Here is a 14,707-nt window from a genome sequence, read left to right as displayed (position 1 = left end):
GTACCGGCGGCGATACCGGCGAGCACACCGTCTTCACCCAGCCAGACGCTGCGCACATGGGCAGCGGCCGGCAGCATGGTGATCACCAGCGCCGCGCCCTGGGCCGCATCACGGGGTGATTCACTGATCGTGCCACCCAACGCCGCCAGTTCAGCCAGCACCGTCTGGTTCAAGTCGAACAGATTCAGCGAATGGCCGGCCTTGAGCAGGTTGCGCGCCATGGGTGCACCCATGTTGCCCAGGCCGATAAATGCGATGTTCATGTCCGGCTCCTTAACGCAAATTAATGGTGGTGTTCACACCGTCGTTGACGCTGTCGTCGTCGAACCAGCGTGCGGTCACGGTCTTGGTCTGAGTGTAGAACTGCACCACTTGCTTGCCATAAGGGCCGAGGTCGCCGAGTTTCGAACCACGGGAACCGGTGAAGCTGAAGAACGGTACCGGCACCGGGATCGGAATGTTGATACCCACCTGTCCGACGTCGATTTCGCTCTGGAATTTACGCGCCGCCGCACCGCTCTGGGTGAACAGGCCGGTGCCGTTGCCGAATGGGTTGGCGTTGACCAGGGCAATCGCCTGATCCAGCGTGTCGACTTCCAGCACCACCAGCACCGGGCCGAAGATTTCTTCGGTATAGATGCGCATGTCGGTGGTAACGCCGGAAAACAGGGTCGGGCCGACAAAATTTCCCTGCTCGAAGCCCGGCACACTGATGTCACGGCCATCGAGCTCCAGTTTCGCGCCTTGCTGCACGCCACTTTCGATCAGCTCAAGGATGCGCGCCTTGGCCCGCTTGGAAATCACCGGCCCAACGTCCGTACCTGGCTCGCTGCCGGCGTTGACCTTGAGTTTCTGTGCCAGGGCCTTGAGCTCCGGCAACCATTGCTTGGCCGCGCCCACCATCACCACCACGGAGGTGGCCATGCAACGCTGGCCCGCCGCGCCGAAGCCGGCACCAACCAAAGCATTTAGGGTCTGTTCACGATTGGCGTCGGGCAATACCACCGCGTGGTTCTTGGCGCCCATCATCGATTGCACGCGCTTGCCGTGGCGGCCCGCCAAGTCGTAGACATGGGTACCGACCGCCGTCGAGCCAACAAAGGAGACTGCCTTGATGTCCTTGTGGGTGCAGAGCGCATCCACCACGTCCTTGCCGCCGTGCACCACGTTGAGCACACCGGCCGGTACGCCGGCCTCGATGGCCAGTTCTACCAGAAGCATGGTCGACAGCGGATCCTGCTCCGAAGGCTTGAGCACAAAGGTGTTGCCGCAGGCAATGGCCATCGGGAACATCCACAGCGGAATCATCGCCGGAAAGTTGAACGGCGTGATGCCCGCGCACACACCTATCGGCTGGCGCAGCGTGTAGGTATCCACGCCCCCGGCGACGTTTTCGGCAAACTCGCCCATCTGCAGGGTGCCGATGGAACAGGCGTGCTCGACCACTTCCAGGCCACGGAAAATATCGCCCTCGGCGTCGGCGATGGTCTTGCCTTGTTCAGCGCTGAGCACCGCGGCGATGCGCTTGGAATGCTCGCGAATCAATGCCTGGAGCTTGAGCATGATGCGCATCCGCGCACCGATGGGCGTCAGTTTCCAGGTCTGGAAAGCACGCTGGGCAGCGGCGATGGCGACATCGACTTCCGAGGCCGTGGCGAACGGAACCTTCGCCAATACCTGCTGGGTGGCCGGGTTGACGATGTCATGCCATTCGTTGGATTGGGACTCAACCCACTCGCCATCGATCAACAGTCTGACGGTTTGCAGGGCAGTGTCGCTGGGCGTAAGGGAAACGTTCATGCTGGCCTCCGGGATTGTTCTTATAAGAGAGCGCTGGTTCAGCAACGGCCAAGGTGAACGGACACCTTGGTGATAAGACGGTTTTTGGAGTATAGATGTGCAAACTTCTAATAAGAACGCACATAAAGTCCGGTCCATCATGCAAAAAAACATCACCTCCCTGGGGTCGCTGAATTGGGATGACCTCAAGTTTTTCCTCGAAGTGGCCCGTACCCGCAAGGCCAGTACGGCCGCCAAGCGCTTGGCGGTCGACTACACCACCGTGTCTCGACGCATCAGCTCGCTGGAAGCTTCACTGGGTACGCTGCTGTTCGAGAAATCCCGGACCAACGGATTTGTCCTGACGGCCGAAGGCCAGCGATTGCTGGGTTACGCCGAATCGATCGAAAGCACGCTGCACATGGCTTGCGAACAGGTCTCAGGCTCTGGCGTCGCGCTGTCGGGCCATGTGCGCATGGGCTGCACGGAAGGTTTCGGCAGTTTTTTCATCACACCGCAACTGAGCCATTTCGTCGACGCCTACCCGGCCATTTCGGTGGACATCCTGCCACTGCCGCACTTCATCAGCCTCTCCAAGCGCGAAGCCGACATCGTCATCGCCCTCGAACGCCCGGAACACGGCCCCTACGTATGCTGCAAGCTGTGCGACTACCGCCTGCAGCTCTACGCCACCCAGCCATACCTGGACAACCACCCGCCCATTCATCGTCCGGCAGACCTGGGCAAGCATTCGTTCATCAGCTACGTGGACGATTTGGCATTCAGTTCCGAGCTGCTGTACCTGGCAAACGTGTTGCCCGGCGCGCATGCCCACCTGCGCAGCACGAGCGTGATCGCACAATTCGTCGCGGCGCAGCAAGGCCGCTCGCTGGCGATCCTGCCGTGTTTCCTGGCGGCCCAGGACCCACGCCTGTTGCCGGTGCTGCCAGAGGAAATCACGGTCACCCGGCAGTTCTGGATGTACTGCCGGGAGGACTTGAGGAAGCTCAAGCGGATTACGTTGTTGTGGGATTACATTCGCGAGGTGACTGAACAGAACCGGCTGTTGCTGATGGGCGACAGCCGGGAGATGGTGTTTGCCGATTAGTCGGCAATGACCACGATGGCGACACGGCGGTTCTCGGTGCGGCCATTGGCCGTGTCGTTCGACGCGACGGGTTGGCTGCTGCCAAGGCCGCGCAGCTGGACGTTTTCTTCTCGCATGCCCACGCCTGTCAGGACTTTGCCAACGCTGTTGGCCCGGCGTATCGACAGTTGTTCGTTATAGGCTTGGGAGCCTGACGCGTCGGTATGGCCGTCGACACGTACTCGCTCGATACCCGCGCCCAGCAGTGCCTTGCCGATCCGCTCGACAATTTCGGTACTGGCCGGGTTGAGGCTTTCCACATCGCTGCCAAACAGCACTTTGCCAGAGAGACCAAAGGCCCAGCCCTCTTCCGTCAGCTTGAAGCCCTGCTCCTTGAGCACGGCAATTTGCGCTGGGGTCAGTCCCTTCTGCGGCGCTGTCTGGCATCCCGAGAGGGTGAAAACGGCAAGCAATAAAAATGCTGCGAATCGCAGCAGGGGGAAACGAGCATTTGAAAGCATGCAATCAGCTCCTGGTTTGAAGATCCGCGACCGGGTGCTCCGACCCTGCCGTGTGTTGGCCGCCTCGGGCGAGGCGTTTGGCCTGGTACATCGCCGCATCGGCGGCACTCAGCAAGGCGCCCGGCGTGGCGCCATGTTCAGGGAAAACCGCGATACCGACACTGAGGGACGTCAAGACCGAGGCATTGCCGGGCAACTGAATCGGCATGTCCATGCTGGCAATGATTTTCTCAGCGATTCGCTCGGCATCCTCGACCTTGTGCAGGGGCGTCAGCAGCACGGCAAACTCATCGCCCCCCAGGCGCGCGACCAAGTCATTTTCTCGTAACTGAGCGCGGACCCGGGTCGCCACGGCAGTCAACACCGCGTCGCCAGCAGCGTGACCGAAGTTGTCATTGATGCCCTTGAAGCGGTCGCTGTCCAAGTACAGGACGGCCACCTGCTCGTCGAGCTTGCTGGCGTTGCGCAGCGCGCGGATCAATCGACCTTCGAAAAACGCCCGGTTCGGTAACCCGGTCAAGCTGTCGTGGCTGGCCTGGTGAGCCAAGGTTTCGTTTTCACTTTGCAGGTGGGTCTGCCAGGACTGCAGTTCGTCAAGCAAAGCGTTGAAGTCGTTGCCCAGGTTGTCCAGTTCCGCGATGTCGGCCGGCGGCACGCGGCGATCCAGTGCGCGCTCGCAGCGCGCGGCGTGAGCCACTTCAGCCAGGCTGCGCAACGGCCCGGTAATCGAACGCAACTGGAGTCTCGCCAGATACAGCGCGACCCAGGCGCTTATCGCCGTGCATAAAACAATGCCTACCAAGCCACTGAGCAAAAAGCGCAACAGGCTTCCGCCATGTCCCGCCAGCAAGATCCTGCCGATGTTCTGCCCTTGGTGGACGATAGGGAGGCTGATCGGTTTTTCCAGGAATGCCTTCGCGATATGCAATTCCAGACCCGACAAGAGACCGGTGTCGGGTCGCTGCCAGTGAGCCAGAAGGCGACCGTGCTCATTGAATATCTGTGCATCGGCGACTTCTTCGGTGGCAGCTATCAACGCCAGCGCTTCAGTGGCGGCGGCCGCGTCATCAAAGACCACGGCGGCTTCAACGGTGTAGTTGATCGAGCGGGCGATGAGGTGCAGGTTGTGATCGGCATAGACACGCAAGGCAAGCACGCCCAGCAATGTCAGGGAAACACTGGCCATAGTGATCGCCACCAGCGCGACGATCAAATGACCGCGACCGATGACCGACCCCAACGTGGGACGAATTCGTGGTTTTGACGAACTCATGGGGCAGCCGGCCTGCGACGTGATAGCTGGAGAACGCTCGGATGGATTCGCACGCCACTGCGCGCCACCGAATCAAGGTTGACCTCGAACGACACTTGTTCATCGCCTACCCGCAAGCAGAACAGACTGCCCACGGTGCATTGATCGCCCCCTTCGCTGATGCTCAACACAGGTTTGCCGATCAATGAAGTGAACAGGCGTGAGCGTTCATCGTTGGTCAGCCTGCCAATGTAGACCGCGTTGCAGTCATCGGCGATGCCAGGATGATCTGCCAGCACCCGTTGCACGGCCACCGGTCGCCCCGTGGCCTGGGTCGTACCTTTGACAAGCACATCGGTGTATTGAGTCGGACCGACGATGCAGAGCTGCAGTTGTGTCGGCTCCACAGGCCAACGGGCATAGCTGAGGATACCCAGCACCACCTGGGTGACCGCTTCGGCTCGCTGGTCGGCTCGGTCGGAGGTCGCCTGTTCTTGAGCGACCACCGCAAATGACAGCACCCACAGGAAGCCGGCAAGCATATGAGGCTTCCAGTCCTTGCTGCACGCTGCCCCCCGAACTGCCACCATCCTGGATGATCTCTGATTAAGTTAAGAGCCGAAACGATAACACAGTGTCAAAAAGCCAGCGAGACAGTGCCCTACGGCACCTTCCGACAAAAAACAGGCAGAATCACGACCAAGGCACCGGACGTGACAACTGATCAATCAGCCACCGTGCTCCCATTCCAACATTAGCCCGCTCAGGCGCTTGACCTTGCGGCGAACGGCCTCCTCGAATACCCCAGTTCTCGGTTCTATGAGGCTGAACCATTGCTTGCCCCGGGTAATCGCCGTGTATACCAGCTCCTTGGTCAACACGGGGTTCAACGCATCGGGAAGGATGAGCGCCGTATGGATGAACTCCGAGCCTTGGGATTTGTGCACCGTCATGGCGTACACCGTTTCCACGTCATTCAGGCGACTGGGCAGGACAAAGCGCACACCACCTTGACCATCATTACGGGGGAAGGCAACTCTCAATACCTGCCTTCCCGCCTCAGGCCCATCACGCTCAGGTAGCTTGAGGGCGATACCGATATCGCCATTCATCAACCCCAGCCCATAGTCGTTGCGAGTCATCAGTACCGGACGACCCTCGTACCAGAGATGATCGTTGTCGATCAAACGAGCCTTGAGCAACGCTGCGGTGATTCGCTGGTTCAGCCCCTCGACTCCCCACGGGCCTTTGCGCACGGCACAGAGCAACTGGAACTCGTCGAATGCCGACAGGACATCCCTCGCCCAATCCGCCCAGCAACTTTCATCCAAGGGACGAGAAATGTCCGGACGCCGTTGCCGCAGCAGGTTCAGGTAATGCCGATACCCTTGTGGGCCACCTGCTTGGCTACCGAGCAGAAAACGCTCCAGTGCTTCGTCATGCTCGCCTTTGAGCGCAAGGGAAAACAGGTCCGCATATTGACCGCCCTGCAGTACCTGACGGGCTTTCTCCGGCTGCTGCTGATTCACGCTGCGGGCCAATTGCCCAATGCCGCTGCCTTCGCCAAAGCGCCGGGAATGCCTGAGCATGACCACCTGCTGGGCCAGTGGGTGTGTGCCCTGGAGGTCCCGCTTCAGATCGCTGGCCGCGAGGTTCTCGCCACTGACGGACTCAAGCCAGGTCAAGGTCTGCGGGTTATACCAGCCCTCCTCGGCATCGCGACATAGATCCCCCAGAACCGCTCCCGCCTCGACCGACGCCAACTGATCCTTGTCCCCCAGCAGTACCAGCCGTGCATGAGCCGGCAGTGCATCCAGCAAATTCGCCATCATTTCCAGGTCGATCATTGACGCTTCATCAACCACCAGCACATCCAGCGGCAAGCGATTGCCCCGATGATGACGAAAATGCCGAGTGCCGGGGCGGCTGCCCAGCAGACGATGGACAGTAGTGACATCACAGGGGATGCGTTCGCGTACGTCCTCGGTCACATCCAGCGTCCGGACCTGCTGACTGATGGACTCGGTCAGGCGCGCCGCTGCCTTGCCGGTGGGCGCGGCAAGGCGGATACGCAGCGGCTTCCCTGCCTCGACAGCCGGCGCCTGCAACAAGGCAAGCAGGCGCACGACCGTGGTGGTCTTGCCGGTACCCGGGCCGCCAGTCACGATGCTGAAGGCACAGCGGGTCGCCAGGGCGCAGGCCAGTTTCTGCCAGTCGATCGGGCCTGTTGCGCTGGCCGCTCCGAACAATCCCGCAAGGCGCTCGCGCAGCTCATCGGGCGCTGCGCCATGCTCGGCCAGCCGTTGGCGCAACGCTTCATCGATCCGCCGTTCATAGGCCCAGTAACGGCGCAGATAAAGACGTTTGCCCGACAGCACCAACGGCCGCTGCTGCGCCTCTTCAGTCGTGTCGACCGCCAAGGCGACCAGGCGACTGGATGCCAGGACCTTGCACCAATGGGCGGGGTCCAGAGCTTGCAGTATCTGCGACGGCAACAGCGTTGCGCCTGTCTGAACATCGCCCTCGGGAGGAAGCGACAACGCAAAATCCGGCTCGCTGAGTGTCTCGAACAGATCCAGGCAGACGTGCCCGTGACCCAGTTGGTGACTGGTCAGCGCCGCGGCGAGCAGTACCAGCGGGTCATCGTTGGGCTCCAGCTCATGGAGGAACGCGACGAATGCCTTGTCCAGGGCCCGAAGCCAGCCGCGCTCCACCCAGCGCGTAAGCAGCAGTAACAGATCATTAGCCTGACTCAGCGGCGCCAGGTTTACCAGGCTCTCGTCTTCGGAAGGCTTGGGAAGCAGATCGGCAAAGGAACGGCTCATAACAGTTCTCCCTGTACCCACGCCGGTTCGGCCTTGGGTTCGGGTGCCCCTTGGAACATACGATCGAGTTGTTCGATCAACGCCCGCGGGGGCTTGGTGAAATACACGCCCTTGCTGGCTGCGCGCGTACCCCGCAAGAATATATACAGCGCTCCGCCAACATGCCGGTCGTAATCATAGTCGGGCAAGCGCGCCTTGAGCTGGCGATGCAGCGCCAGCAGGTACAGGACATATTGCAAGTCGTAGCGATTATCCAGGATCGATTGCTCCATCGCCTGCACGGTGTAGGCCGTATCATCAGCCCCCAGCCAGTTGGACTTGTAATCCGCCACGTAATACCGACCGTCATGTTCGAAGGTCAAGTCGATGAAACCCTTGAACATGCCGTTGAGCAACACCGGCTCCGCCGCGATGCGAGCCACGCCGCCATGGGTGAATCGGCAGACCTGTTCGTCAAGCTTGAGCACGTCGACCTTATGGCTGGCGAACCAGAACTCCATTTCGACCTGGAACTGAGTCAATTGCTTCAACAAAACCGGAGCCTGGCCGCCACCAACAGGCAACGGCGTTGTAATCAGGTGCTGCAACCAGTCGCCTAGCGTGGTGATCCAGCCTTTCCAGCCTCGGCGGTTGCAGCGTCGGGCGATAGCGTCCTCGATAACCGCCGGCGTGGTGACAAACCCTTCCCTGGCCGACCATTCGAGAAGACCGTGCAGGAACGTGCCCGGGTTTGGGCCGCGTGGGAAGCGATGGATGTCACCGCCTACAGCAAGCACTTCCCTGGGTGCATCCGGATCAAGACGCTCATCATCGAATTGTTTCTGCGCCTGTGGGTTTTCCGGTGCGGTGTCCCCCCCCGCGCTAAGCGTTTCACCCAGGCGCAATGCGCTGTAGGAAGCGATCCACCAGTTCTCGCTGGCTTTGCGTACCGGCGACAACGTTGCGCGCAACACCGCTTCGTTCTGAGCAGGCCGGTAGTGTTCATCGTTGGCCTGGGGCATATCCTGGCAGTTCACCGCTTGGCTGCCTTGTTGCAAATCTTCCAGCCATTGCCGCAACGCCACCGACTCCGTCAACGGTGCGCCGCCGCCCAACAGATAACCCAGCGCCGACAGGTGCAGGATCGAGCGGCTGTTGCTGCCACGCTTGAGATCGGCGACACCCAGCCAGCAGGCATGCTGGGCGCGAGTCAGCGCCACATACAGGAGGCGCAGGTCTTCGGCCAAGCGCTCGTCATCGGCCTTGGCGATCAATTCGGGGGTAGGCGTGAGACTGATTTGCGCCTGGCGGGCTTCATCGTGGTAATGCAAAGGCAATCGGCTGCCGTCCACCGGTTTCGTGGAGCAAATGAACGGCAAGAAGACCAACGGATATTCGAGTCCCTTGGATTTATGGATCGTCACTACCTTGACCAACTGCTCATCGCTTTCCAAGCGCAGGATCTGTTCCTCCCCTGCCTGCCCGCTCAATGCCAGATGCTCGAACAGGTATCGAATCAGCGCCTGCTCGCCGTCCAGCTCGACGGCTGCCTGCTGCAACAGTTCGCACAGATGCAGCAAGTTGGTCAGCACCCGCTCCCCGTCGTCACGCGTCATCAAGGCCTGGGGCAATTTGAAATCGTGCAGCAAGCGCCGCAACATCGGCAGCACACCCTGAGTACGCCAAACCTGCCGATAACCACGAAACTGCATGACGCGACTTTCCCAGGCCAGCTCATCCTGGTTCAGGCGCTCCAGCTCCGTAAGTGGCAAATTCAACGTGATACTGGCCAGCGCCGCTCGCAGTGAGCGTTCGGCATCCGGCTCGGCGCACGCCTTCAGCCAAGTCAGCAAATCCCGTGCTTCTTGCGCGGCAAAGACCGAATCCTTGTCGGACAGGTAGACGCTACGTACGCCTCGTGCAGACAATTCGCCGCGCACGGCCTGCGCTTCCTTGCCATCGCGAACCAGAATGGCAATATCCGCTGGCAGCAGCCCACGCAACGTTTCCCCATCACTGACAAACCCATCACGCCCCGACTGGCCGCCGTTGAGCAGCGCCGTGATCTCACTGGCACAGGCAGCGGCCATGTGTTGCCGATACGTCGCGCCAGAGAGCGGTTGGTCTGAGGCCAGGTGCCAGATATTCAATGCGGGGACGGCTTGCCCTGCGATCAGCAAGGATTCCTTTCGTCCTTGGGAGCCCACTGCGAGGAAGGGCACCGGATTTTCACCCGATGGCTCTCGGAACAGGAACGCCCCGCGCCCGTTTGGACGGGTTTCCGCCCTCTGGAAAATATGGTTCACGGCGCCGACCATGGCATGGCTGGAACGGAAGTTCGTTCCCAGCGTATGCAGTCTGCCGGCAGTGGCTTCCCGGGCGCGCAGGTAGGTATAGATGTCGGCACCCCGAAAGGCATAAATGGCCTGTTTCGGATCGCCGATCAGGAACAGTCCTGTTTCGGGGTCGTTGTCCTTGATGCGATAGATACTTTCGAAGATCCGGTATTGGACAGGGTCGGTGTCCTGGAACTCATCGATCAGTGCGACCGGAAACTGCTCACGAATCACGCTCGCCAGTCGTTCCCCGCCTTCAGCCTGCAGAGCCGCATCCAGGCGCAACAGCATATCGTCGAAGCCCATTTCCGCTCGGCGACGCTTTTCCGCCTCGAAGCGCTCCCCTACCCATTGCGCGGCGTGCTGCAAGACGGCGGCATCTGGGGTGGGCAACGCGTCCAGGCTGGCCTTGAGGCCCGACATCGCGTCCAGGCCGGGGTGACTGGGCACTTCACCCTTCCAGGCTTCGGCCATCCCCTCGGGTGTCAACCGCGTGAACCCCGTGCCGATGTCCAAAAGCTCAACGCTTTCATCTTCTACCCAGGCCGTTATCTTCTGGAACCACGGTTCAAAATAACGAGCCTGCATCTTGCGCCCGTCGACGCTTTTATTGGCAACACCCTGCTGGCATATCTCCAGCAACTCCACCGCCCACTGACGCCACGGGGCCTTGAGATCAAGCAAGGCGGCGCTGCGCTCTTGCAGGGATGCGGCGATGAGCTCTGCGGGCTCAATCCCACCATCGTTGCCACGCCCGTTGGAAAACAAACCTTTTACTCGTGGCAACAATGCCGCAGGTCCCCCCCAATGAGTGCGTACCCAATCCAATGCCTCGCCTTGCATCGAGTAGCAGAACAGCCGCCAGTAATCGCGCAGTACCTCGCCGAGCAGTTCGCTGTGATCGGTTTCCAGGGTCTGGGTAAACAAGCTGCCACTGTCAAAAGCATGCTCGCGCAACATTCGCTGGCACCAGCCATGGATAGTCGAAACAGCCGCCTCGTCCATCCATTGCGCGGCAATGTCGAGCCGGTTGGCACAGGCAGGCCATTGCCCTTCGTCGAACTCGTCACGCAACGCCGTTACCAACGAGTCCGGAGCAGGGATTTCGTCGCGAAAAAAGCGCGCTGCCTCTGCCAGGCGCGTACGGATACGATCACGCAACTCCTTGGTGGCGGCGTCAGTAAAGGTCACCACCAGGATCTGCGGGGGAAGCAGTTCGCGACCGAATCCGGCCGCCGCCCCGCCGTGCCCCAATACCAGGCGCAAGTACAAAGCCGATATGGTGAAAGTCTTGCCCGTACCGGCGCTCGCCTCGATCAACTGACTGCCACGCAGTGGGAAGGCCAGGGCCAACGGAGGTTGCCGGCTCATGAATGCGCCTCATCATCGGCCAGTGAACGCCAGGGTGCTTCGAACAATGGCCGATAGAGCGCATCGCACCAATCGGGAAATGTTTCGTCCGCAATGAGCGCGTCGAAATCAGTGAACTGTCGAGCCAGGGCCGGGCTTTCTCGCCGCTCGCCTTCGAAATTCAGACCGTCGCCTTCGTAGGCTTTACGAGCAGCCGCTTCGGCTTTGCCGGGGTCGCTCTGACCGAGCCAGGCAAAAGCAGTCTTCACCGCGATCGGCAGCGGCTCACGCATGCCTGTCTGCCAGGCTTGCAGCAGATCACCGAGCAGTCTTTGCGAAACGGCTTCTTCAAAAGGCGCCAACAGCAAGCTGTCATCACTGGCAACCAGTGCAGTCGTCATCGACAGGCCGTTGGCGCAGGCAACGAGATGGTTCACCCAAGGCCGTATCAGGCGATGCCATTTTCGAGTCTTGGTGGAACCGATGCTGTTGGGGATGGCTGTAATTGCCAAGACTGCACCATCAGATCTCTGATGCAGACCACTGAGCCAACCTTCCACCGTGACATCATGCAGTTTCAGAGTGACAGGTACAGCGCTCGTCAATGGATTCGGCCACAACGCCAGAAGCTGTTGGTAACGTTGGAGCAGGTCAGGCAATGGCTCGATCAATTCACGCTGCATGCTTTCACCAAAACCAGCCATCGGCAGCAGGCCGCTGTTCTGAAGCCGCTTGGCATGCGCCTGCAATGCAAGATCCGGTTGGTCGAGACGAATGAGAGCGGCTTCGAGCAGACTGTCACTCAAACTGTAACGCTGCAGCGAATCGAGTACGAAAGGCTCATCATCCGCCAGGGGAGCTTCGATGGTCTCGAAAAACACCTTGAGTCGTTGGCTGAAAAAATGACGGACAGGATTGCGCAGAAAATCCTGCAACTGGCCCAGCCCCAAGGGTTCTTCCTGGACATAGGGAGCCAATCGCTGAGGCAGCTGAGTGTGATCCTGGGCGTCATGAAGCACTCGCCATTCGCTGGCATAACTGAACAACCGATCGCCTTGATAAAAATAACGGGCACTGAACGGTTGTAGAGGATGCTCCTGAGTGAGTGCGTCAAGAAGGCTTGCCTCGCCGTCTGCCAACCGCCAGCCACTGGCGAGATGATCGCGTAGCTGGCCGACGAGAACGGATGCCGGTCGCTCGCTATTGTCACGAATGCTGCGTCCCACCCAGCTGATGTAAAGTTTTTCCCGTGCTGAAAGAAGCGCCTCCAGCATCAAGTATCGATCATCCTCACGCCGGGAGCGATCGCCGGGTCGATAATCGCTGCCCATCAGGTCGAAGTCCAAAGGCGGCTGGGCTCGTGGATAATCACCATCATTCATTCCCAGCAAACAGACCAGTTTGAAGGGAATTGCCCGCATCGGCATCAGGGTACAAAAATTGACCGCCCCAGCCAGGAAGCGCTGGGACAATCGTCCTTGGTCCAGGCCGGCCAGCCAGGCCTCCCTTACGACCGTCAATGGCAGCTCATCGTACAGCGCAACTGACTCGCAGGTTTCCAGCCATGTCTCACGCAAATCTTCAAGTTGGGCCAGTAGATAATCGTCGTGTTCATTGCTTGCCAGGAAGAATAACTGCATCAGGTCATGGAGGCGCGCGCCCCAATCCTGAGGTGACGCTGGCTGGCTAAGCTCCTGATGAGCGACTTCCAAGGCATCCAGCAACGCCACCAAAGGACCAATCAACGCCGCATCGAGGCCGCCGATTTCGTCATAGGGCTCGATACCCTCGTAAGCCTGCGAATTGCCGACCGCATACCCCAATAGCATGCGACGCAGGCCGAAACGCCAGCTGTTCTGCTCAAGCTCGGCGGGCAAACCCAGCCCGGCACGATGTTCGGCACTCATTCCCCAACGGATGCCGGCCCCCTCGATCCAACGGTGGAGCGTTGGCAAATCGGACTCGCCAATGCCAAACCGCTCGCGTAACGCCGGGACGTCTAGCAAATCAAGGATCTCGCTGACCGGAAAACGACTATCGGGAAGTTTGAGCAGATGTTCGACTGCGATCAGAAGCGGGTCACGTCCACGCTGGCCTTGATCGGTCAGGGTGAATGGAATGAAACGATTGTCGAATTTATCAAGTTGACCGAACACCGCACGAATATGCGGCGCATAACTGTCGATATCCGGGACCATGACGATAATGTCGCGGGGACGCAAGGTCGGGTCCTTGCTGAACTGAGCAAGGAGCTGGTCATGAAGAATCTCGACTTCGCGTTGCGCGCTATGGGCGATATGGAAGCGGATCGACTCATCTTGCTGGGTATCGACCTCCGGCCATTGCTCTCGAGTTTCGTCCAAGGGACGCAATTCAAGAATGTCATTCTGCAACTGGCTGAGGAGGGTGGTGGGTTGGCCGTCGCTGAACAGATCGATTCTTCCTTCGCGGAACACCGAGCGATAAGTCGTGGGGTCATCGTAACTGTCGAGCAGATTGATATAGTCGCGCCCCTGTTTTCCCCAGGCCGCCAATAAAGGATGAGCATGTTGATGCAATGTTTGCGAGTCGAGGACTTCAGGCATGCCGCGCTTGCGTGCCTGCCGTTTGTATTGATGGCGAAGCAGGTCCTTGTCCGCCACGATATCTGCCCAATGATGGCGGCAAGGATTGTGGACACACAGCAAAACCTGGCTAAACCGTGAGAGCCCGGCAAGCGCCTCAAGTACTTGGGCGGGCAACGACGAAATGCCAAAGACGATGACTCGCGCAGGCAGGCCTTGCGGAGCGCCTTCCAGACTGTTGATGCGCTCCAGATAGCGTTGATGAACACCGGCACGGCTTTGGGCCATGCCCTTCTCCCCTACATCCAGCAGCAGGGCTCGCCACAGTTCCGCTTGCCAACAGTTGGCCGCCGGGAGAGGCTTGATTTCACCACGGACGCTTCTCGTCTGGTGTCGTCCCTGTGCCCAGTCCTCGAGCCAGTCGGCACGGTAGACCTGATACTGGTCAAACAGGTCAGCCAGACGCTCAGACAGTTGGTACCGCTTGCGCAAGTCAGCATCATGAGTGAGAAAACGTCGCAGGGGTTCGAAATGTGGCTGTTCAATCAGCTGTGGCAGCAGACGCATCAGCCTCCATGTGAGCGGAGCCTTGTCCAAGAGGGATTTGGCAGGGATTTCGTCACGCCCGAGCACCATTCGATAGAGCTGCCACATGAAGCTACCTGGCAACTGCACGTCGATGGCTGCCGCAATGCCGCAACCGCCGGTATCGTCGTCTTCCGGGTCCTCAGCCAGCGCAAGCTTAAGCCATTGGGCAATCCCGTTGCTCTGTACCAGCGCGATTTCATTTTCAAGTGGGGCCAGCGGATAACGCCGCATCAGGCTGATTACCAAGCTGCGCAATTCATCAAGGCGATTCCCGTGAACCACCATGAAAGCTGGGCTAAGGGACGTTGCGTCCGGCATGTAAAGGCATCCTTGAAAATGCAAAAGCTAGGGCAGAACCTTAGCACTGTCGGAAGGCGGTTACAGCCGGGAGCTGTCTGCGCTTGTCGTAAGAACTTTCCGACGGGC

The 14,707-nt window shown here is 59.8% G+C and carries 9 protein-coding genes; 1 reads left to right on the top strand and 8 read right to left on the bottom strand.

What is annotated here, in order from left to right; translation table 11 throughout:
* Both OC610_RS09725 and OC610_RS09720 read right to left on the bottom strand, forming a co-directional pair.
* On the bottom strand, nt 1-263 hold a 263-nt coding region (locus tag OC610_RS09725; RefSeq protein WP_264427610.1), incomplete at its 3' end, for an NAD(P)-binding domain-containing protein.
* Nucleotides 264-273: 10 nt separating this feature from the next.
* On the bottom strand, nt 274-1,800 hold the full coding sequence (locus OC610_RS09720; protein WP_264427609.1) for a CoA-acylating methylmalonate-semialdehyde dehydrogenase: 1,527 nt from the start codon (nt 1,798-1,800) through the stop codon (nt 274-276).
* A gap of 139 nt (nt 1,801-1,939) precedes the next feature.
* On the opposite strand from OC610_RS09720, the gene OC610_RS09715 reads away from it, so the two are divergent.
* On the top strand, nt 1,940-2,887 hold the full coding sequence (locus OC610_RS09715; RefSeq protein ID WP_202334979.1) for a LysR family transcriptional regulator: 948 nt from the start codon (nt 1,940-1,942) through the stop codon (nt 2,885-2,887).
* Here the strand turns inward: OC610_RS09715 and OC610_RS09710 are convergent.
* The 6 genes from OC610_RS09710 to recC all read right to left on the bottom strand — a co-directional run bounded on the left by OC610_RS09710 (nt 2,884) and on the right by recC (nt 14,599).
* A complete protein-coding gene (locus OC610_RS09710; protein ID WP_264427608.1) occupies nt 2,884-3,387 on the bottom strand; it encodes an OmpA family protein in 504 nt (167 codons plus the stop codon). The two genes, OC610_RS09715 and OC610_RS09710, sit on opposite strands and share 4 nt — an antisense overlap.
* 4 nt (nt 3,388-3,391) lie before the next feature.
* Nucleotides 3,392-4,660: a diguanylate cyclase domain-containing protein gene (locus OC610_RS09705; RefSeq protein WP_264427607.1), complete on the bottom strand. Its 1,269-nt coding sequence runs from the start codon at nt 4,658-4,660 to the stop codon at nt 3,392-3,394.
* The gene (locus tag OC610_RS09700) at nt 4,657-5,181 is read right to left on the bottom strand and encodes a YfiR family protein (RefSeq protein WP_408636561.1); all 525 of its coding nucleotides are present in this window, start codon (nt 5,179-5,181) and stop codon (nt 4,657-4,659) included. Before OC610_RS09700 ends, OC610_RS09705 begins: the two co-directional genes overlap by 4 nt.
* Nucleotides 5,182-5,367: 186 nt before the next feature.
* Nucleotides 5,368-7,464 carry an exodeoxyribonuclease V subunit alpha gene (recD, locus tag OC610_RS09695; RefSeq protein ID WP_264427605.1) on the bottom strand — a complete coding sequence of 699 codons (2,097 nt, stop codon included), beginning with the start codon at nt 7,462-7,464 and terminating at the stop codon, nt 5,368-5,370.
* Nucleotides 7,461-11,150: an exodeoxyribonuclease V subunit beta gene (gene recB, locus OC610_RS09690; protein WP_264427604.1), complete on the bottom strand. Its 3,690-nt coding sequence runs from the start codon at nt 11,148-11,150 to the stop codon at nt 7,461-7,463. The genes recD and recB overlap by 4 nt, the downstream gene beginning before the upstream one ends.
* A complete protein-coding gene (recC, locus tag OC610_RS09685) occupies nt 11,147-14,599 on the bottom strand; it encodes an exodeoxyribonuclease V subunit gamma (RefSeq protein WP_264427603.1) in 3,453 nt (1,150 codons plus the stop codon). Before recC ends, recB begins: the two co-directional genes overlap by 4 nt.
* Nucleotides 14,600-14,707 lie beyond the last annotated feature (108 nt).

The organism is Pseudomonas agronomica (genome assembly GCF_025917275.1).
GTDB classification, from domain to species: Bacteria; Pseudomonadota; Gammaproteobacteria; order Pseudomonadales; family Pseudomonadaceae; genus Aquipseudomonas; species Aquipseudomonas agronomica.
Note: the sequence above shows the minus strand (reverse complement) of the source record. Positions and strands in the feature narration are given on the sequence as shown.

What these genes read in the sequence shown, in the direction of transcription:
- OC610_RS09720 (WP_264427609.1), bottom strand. Translation starts at nt 1,800, where the DNA reads ATGAACGTTTCCCTTACGCCCAGCGACACTGCCCTGCAAACCGTCAGA.
- OC610_RS09715 (WP_202334979.1), top strand. Translation starts at nt 1,940, where the DNA reads ATGCAAAAAAACATCACCTCCCTGGGGTCGCTGAATTGGGATGACCTC.
- OC610_RS09710 (WP_264427608.1), bottom strand. Translation starts at nt 3,387, where the DNA reads ATGCTTTCAAATGCTCGTTTCCCCCTGCTGCGATTCGCAGCATTTTTA.
- OC610_RS09705 (WP_264427607.1), bottom strand. Translation starts at nt 4,660, where the DNA reads ATGAGTTCGTCAAAACCACGAATTCGTCCCACGTTGGGGTCGGTCATC.
- OC610_RS09700 (WP_408636561.1), bottom strand. Translation starts at nt 5,181, where the DNA reads ATGCTTGCCGGCTTCCTGTGGGTGCTGTCATTTGCGGTGGTCGCTCAA.
- recD (WP_264427605.1), bottom strand. Translation starts at nt 7,464, where the DNA reads ATGAGCCGTTCCTTTGCCGATCTGCTTCCCAAGCCTTCCGAAGACGAG.
- recB (WP_264427604.1), bottom strand. Translation starts at nt 11,150, where the DNA reads ATGAGCCGGCAACCTCCGTTGGCCCTGGCCTTCCCACTGCGTGGCAGT.
- recC (WP_264427603.1), bottom strand. Translation starts at nt 14,599, where the DNA reads ATGCCGGACGCAACGTCCCTTAGCCCAGCTTTCATGGTGGTTCACGGG.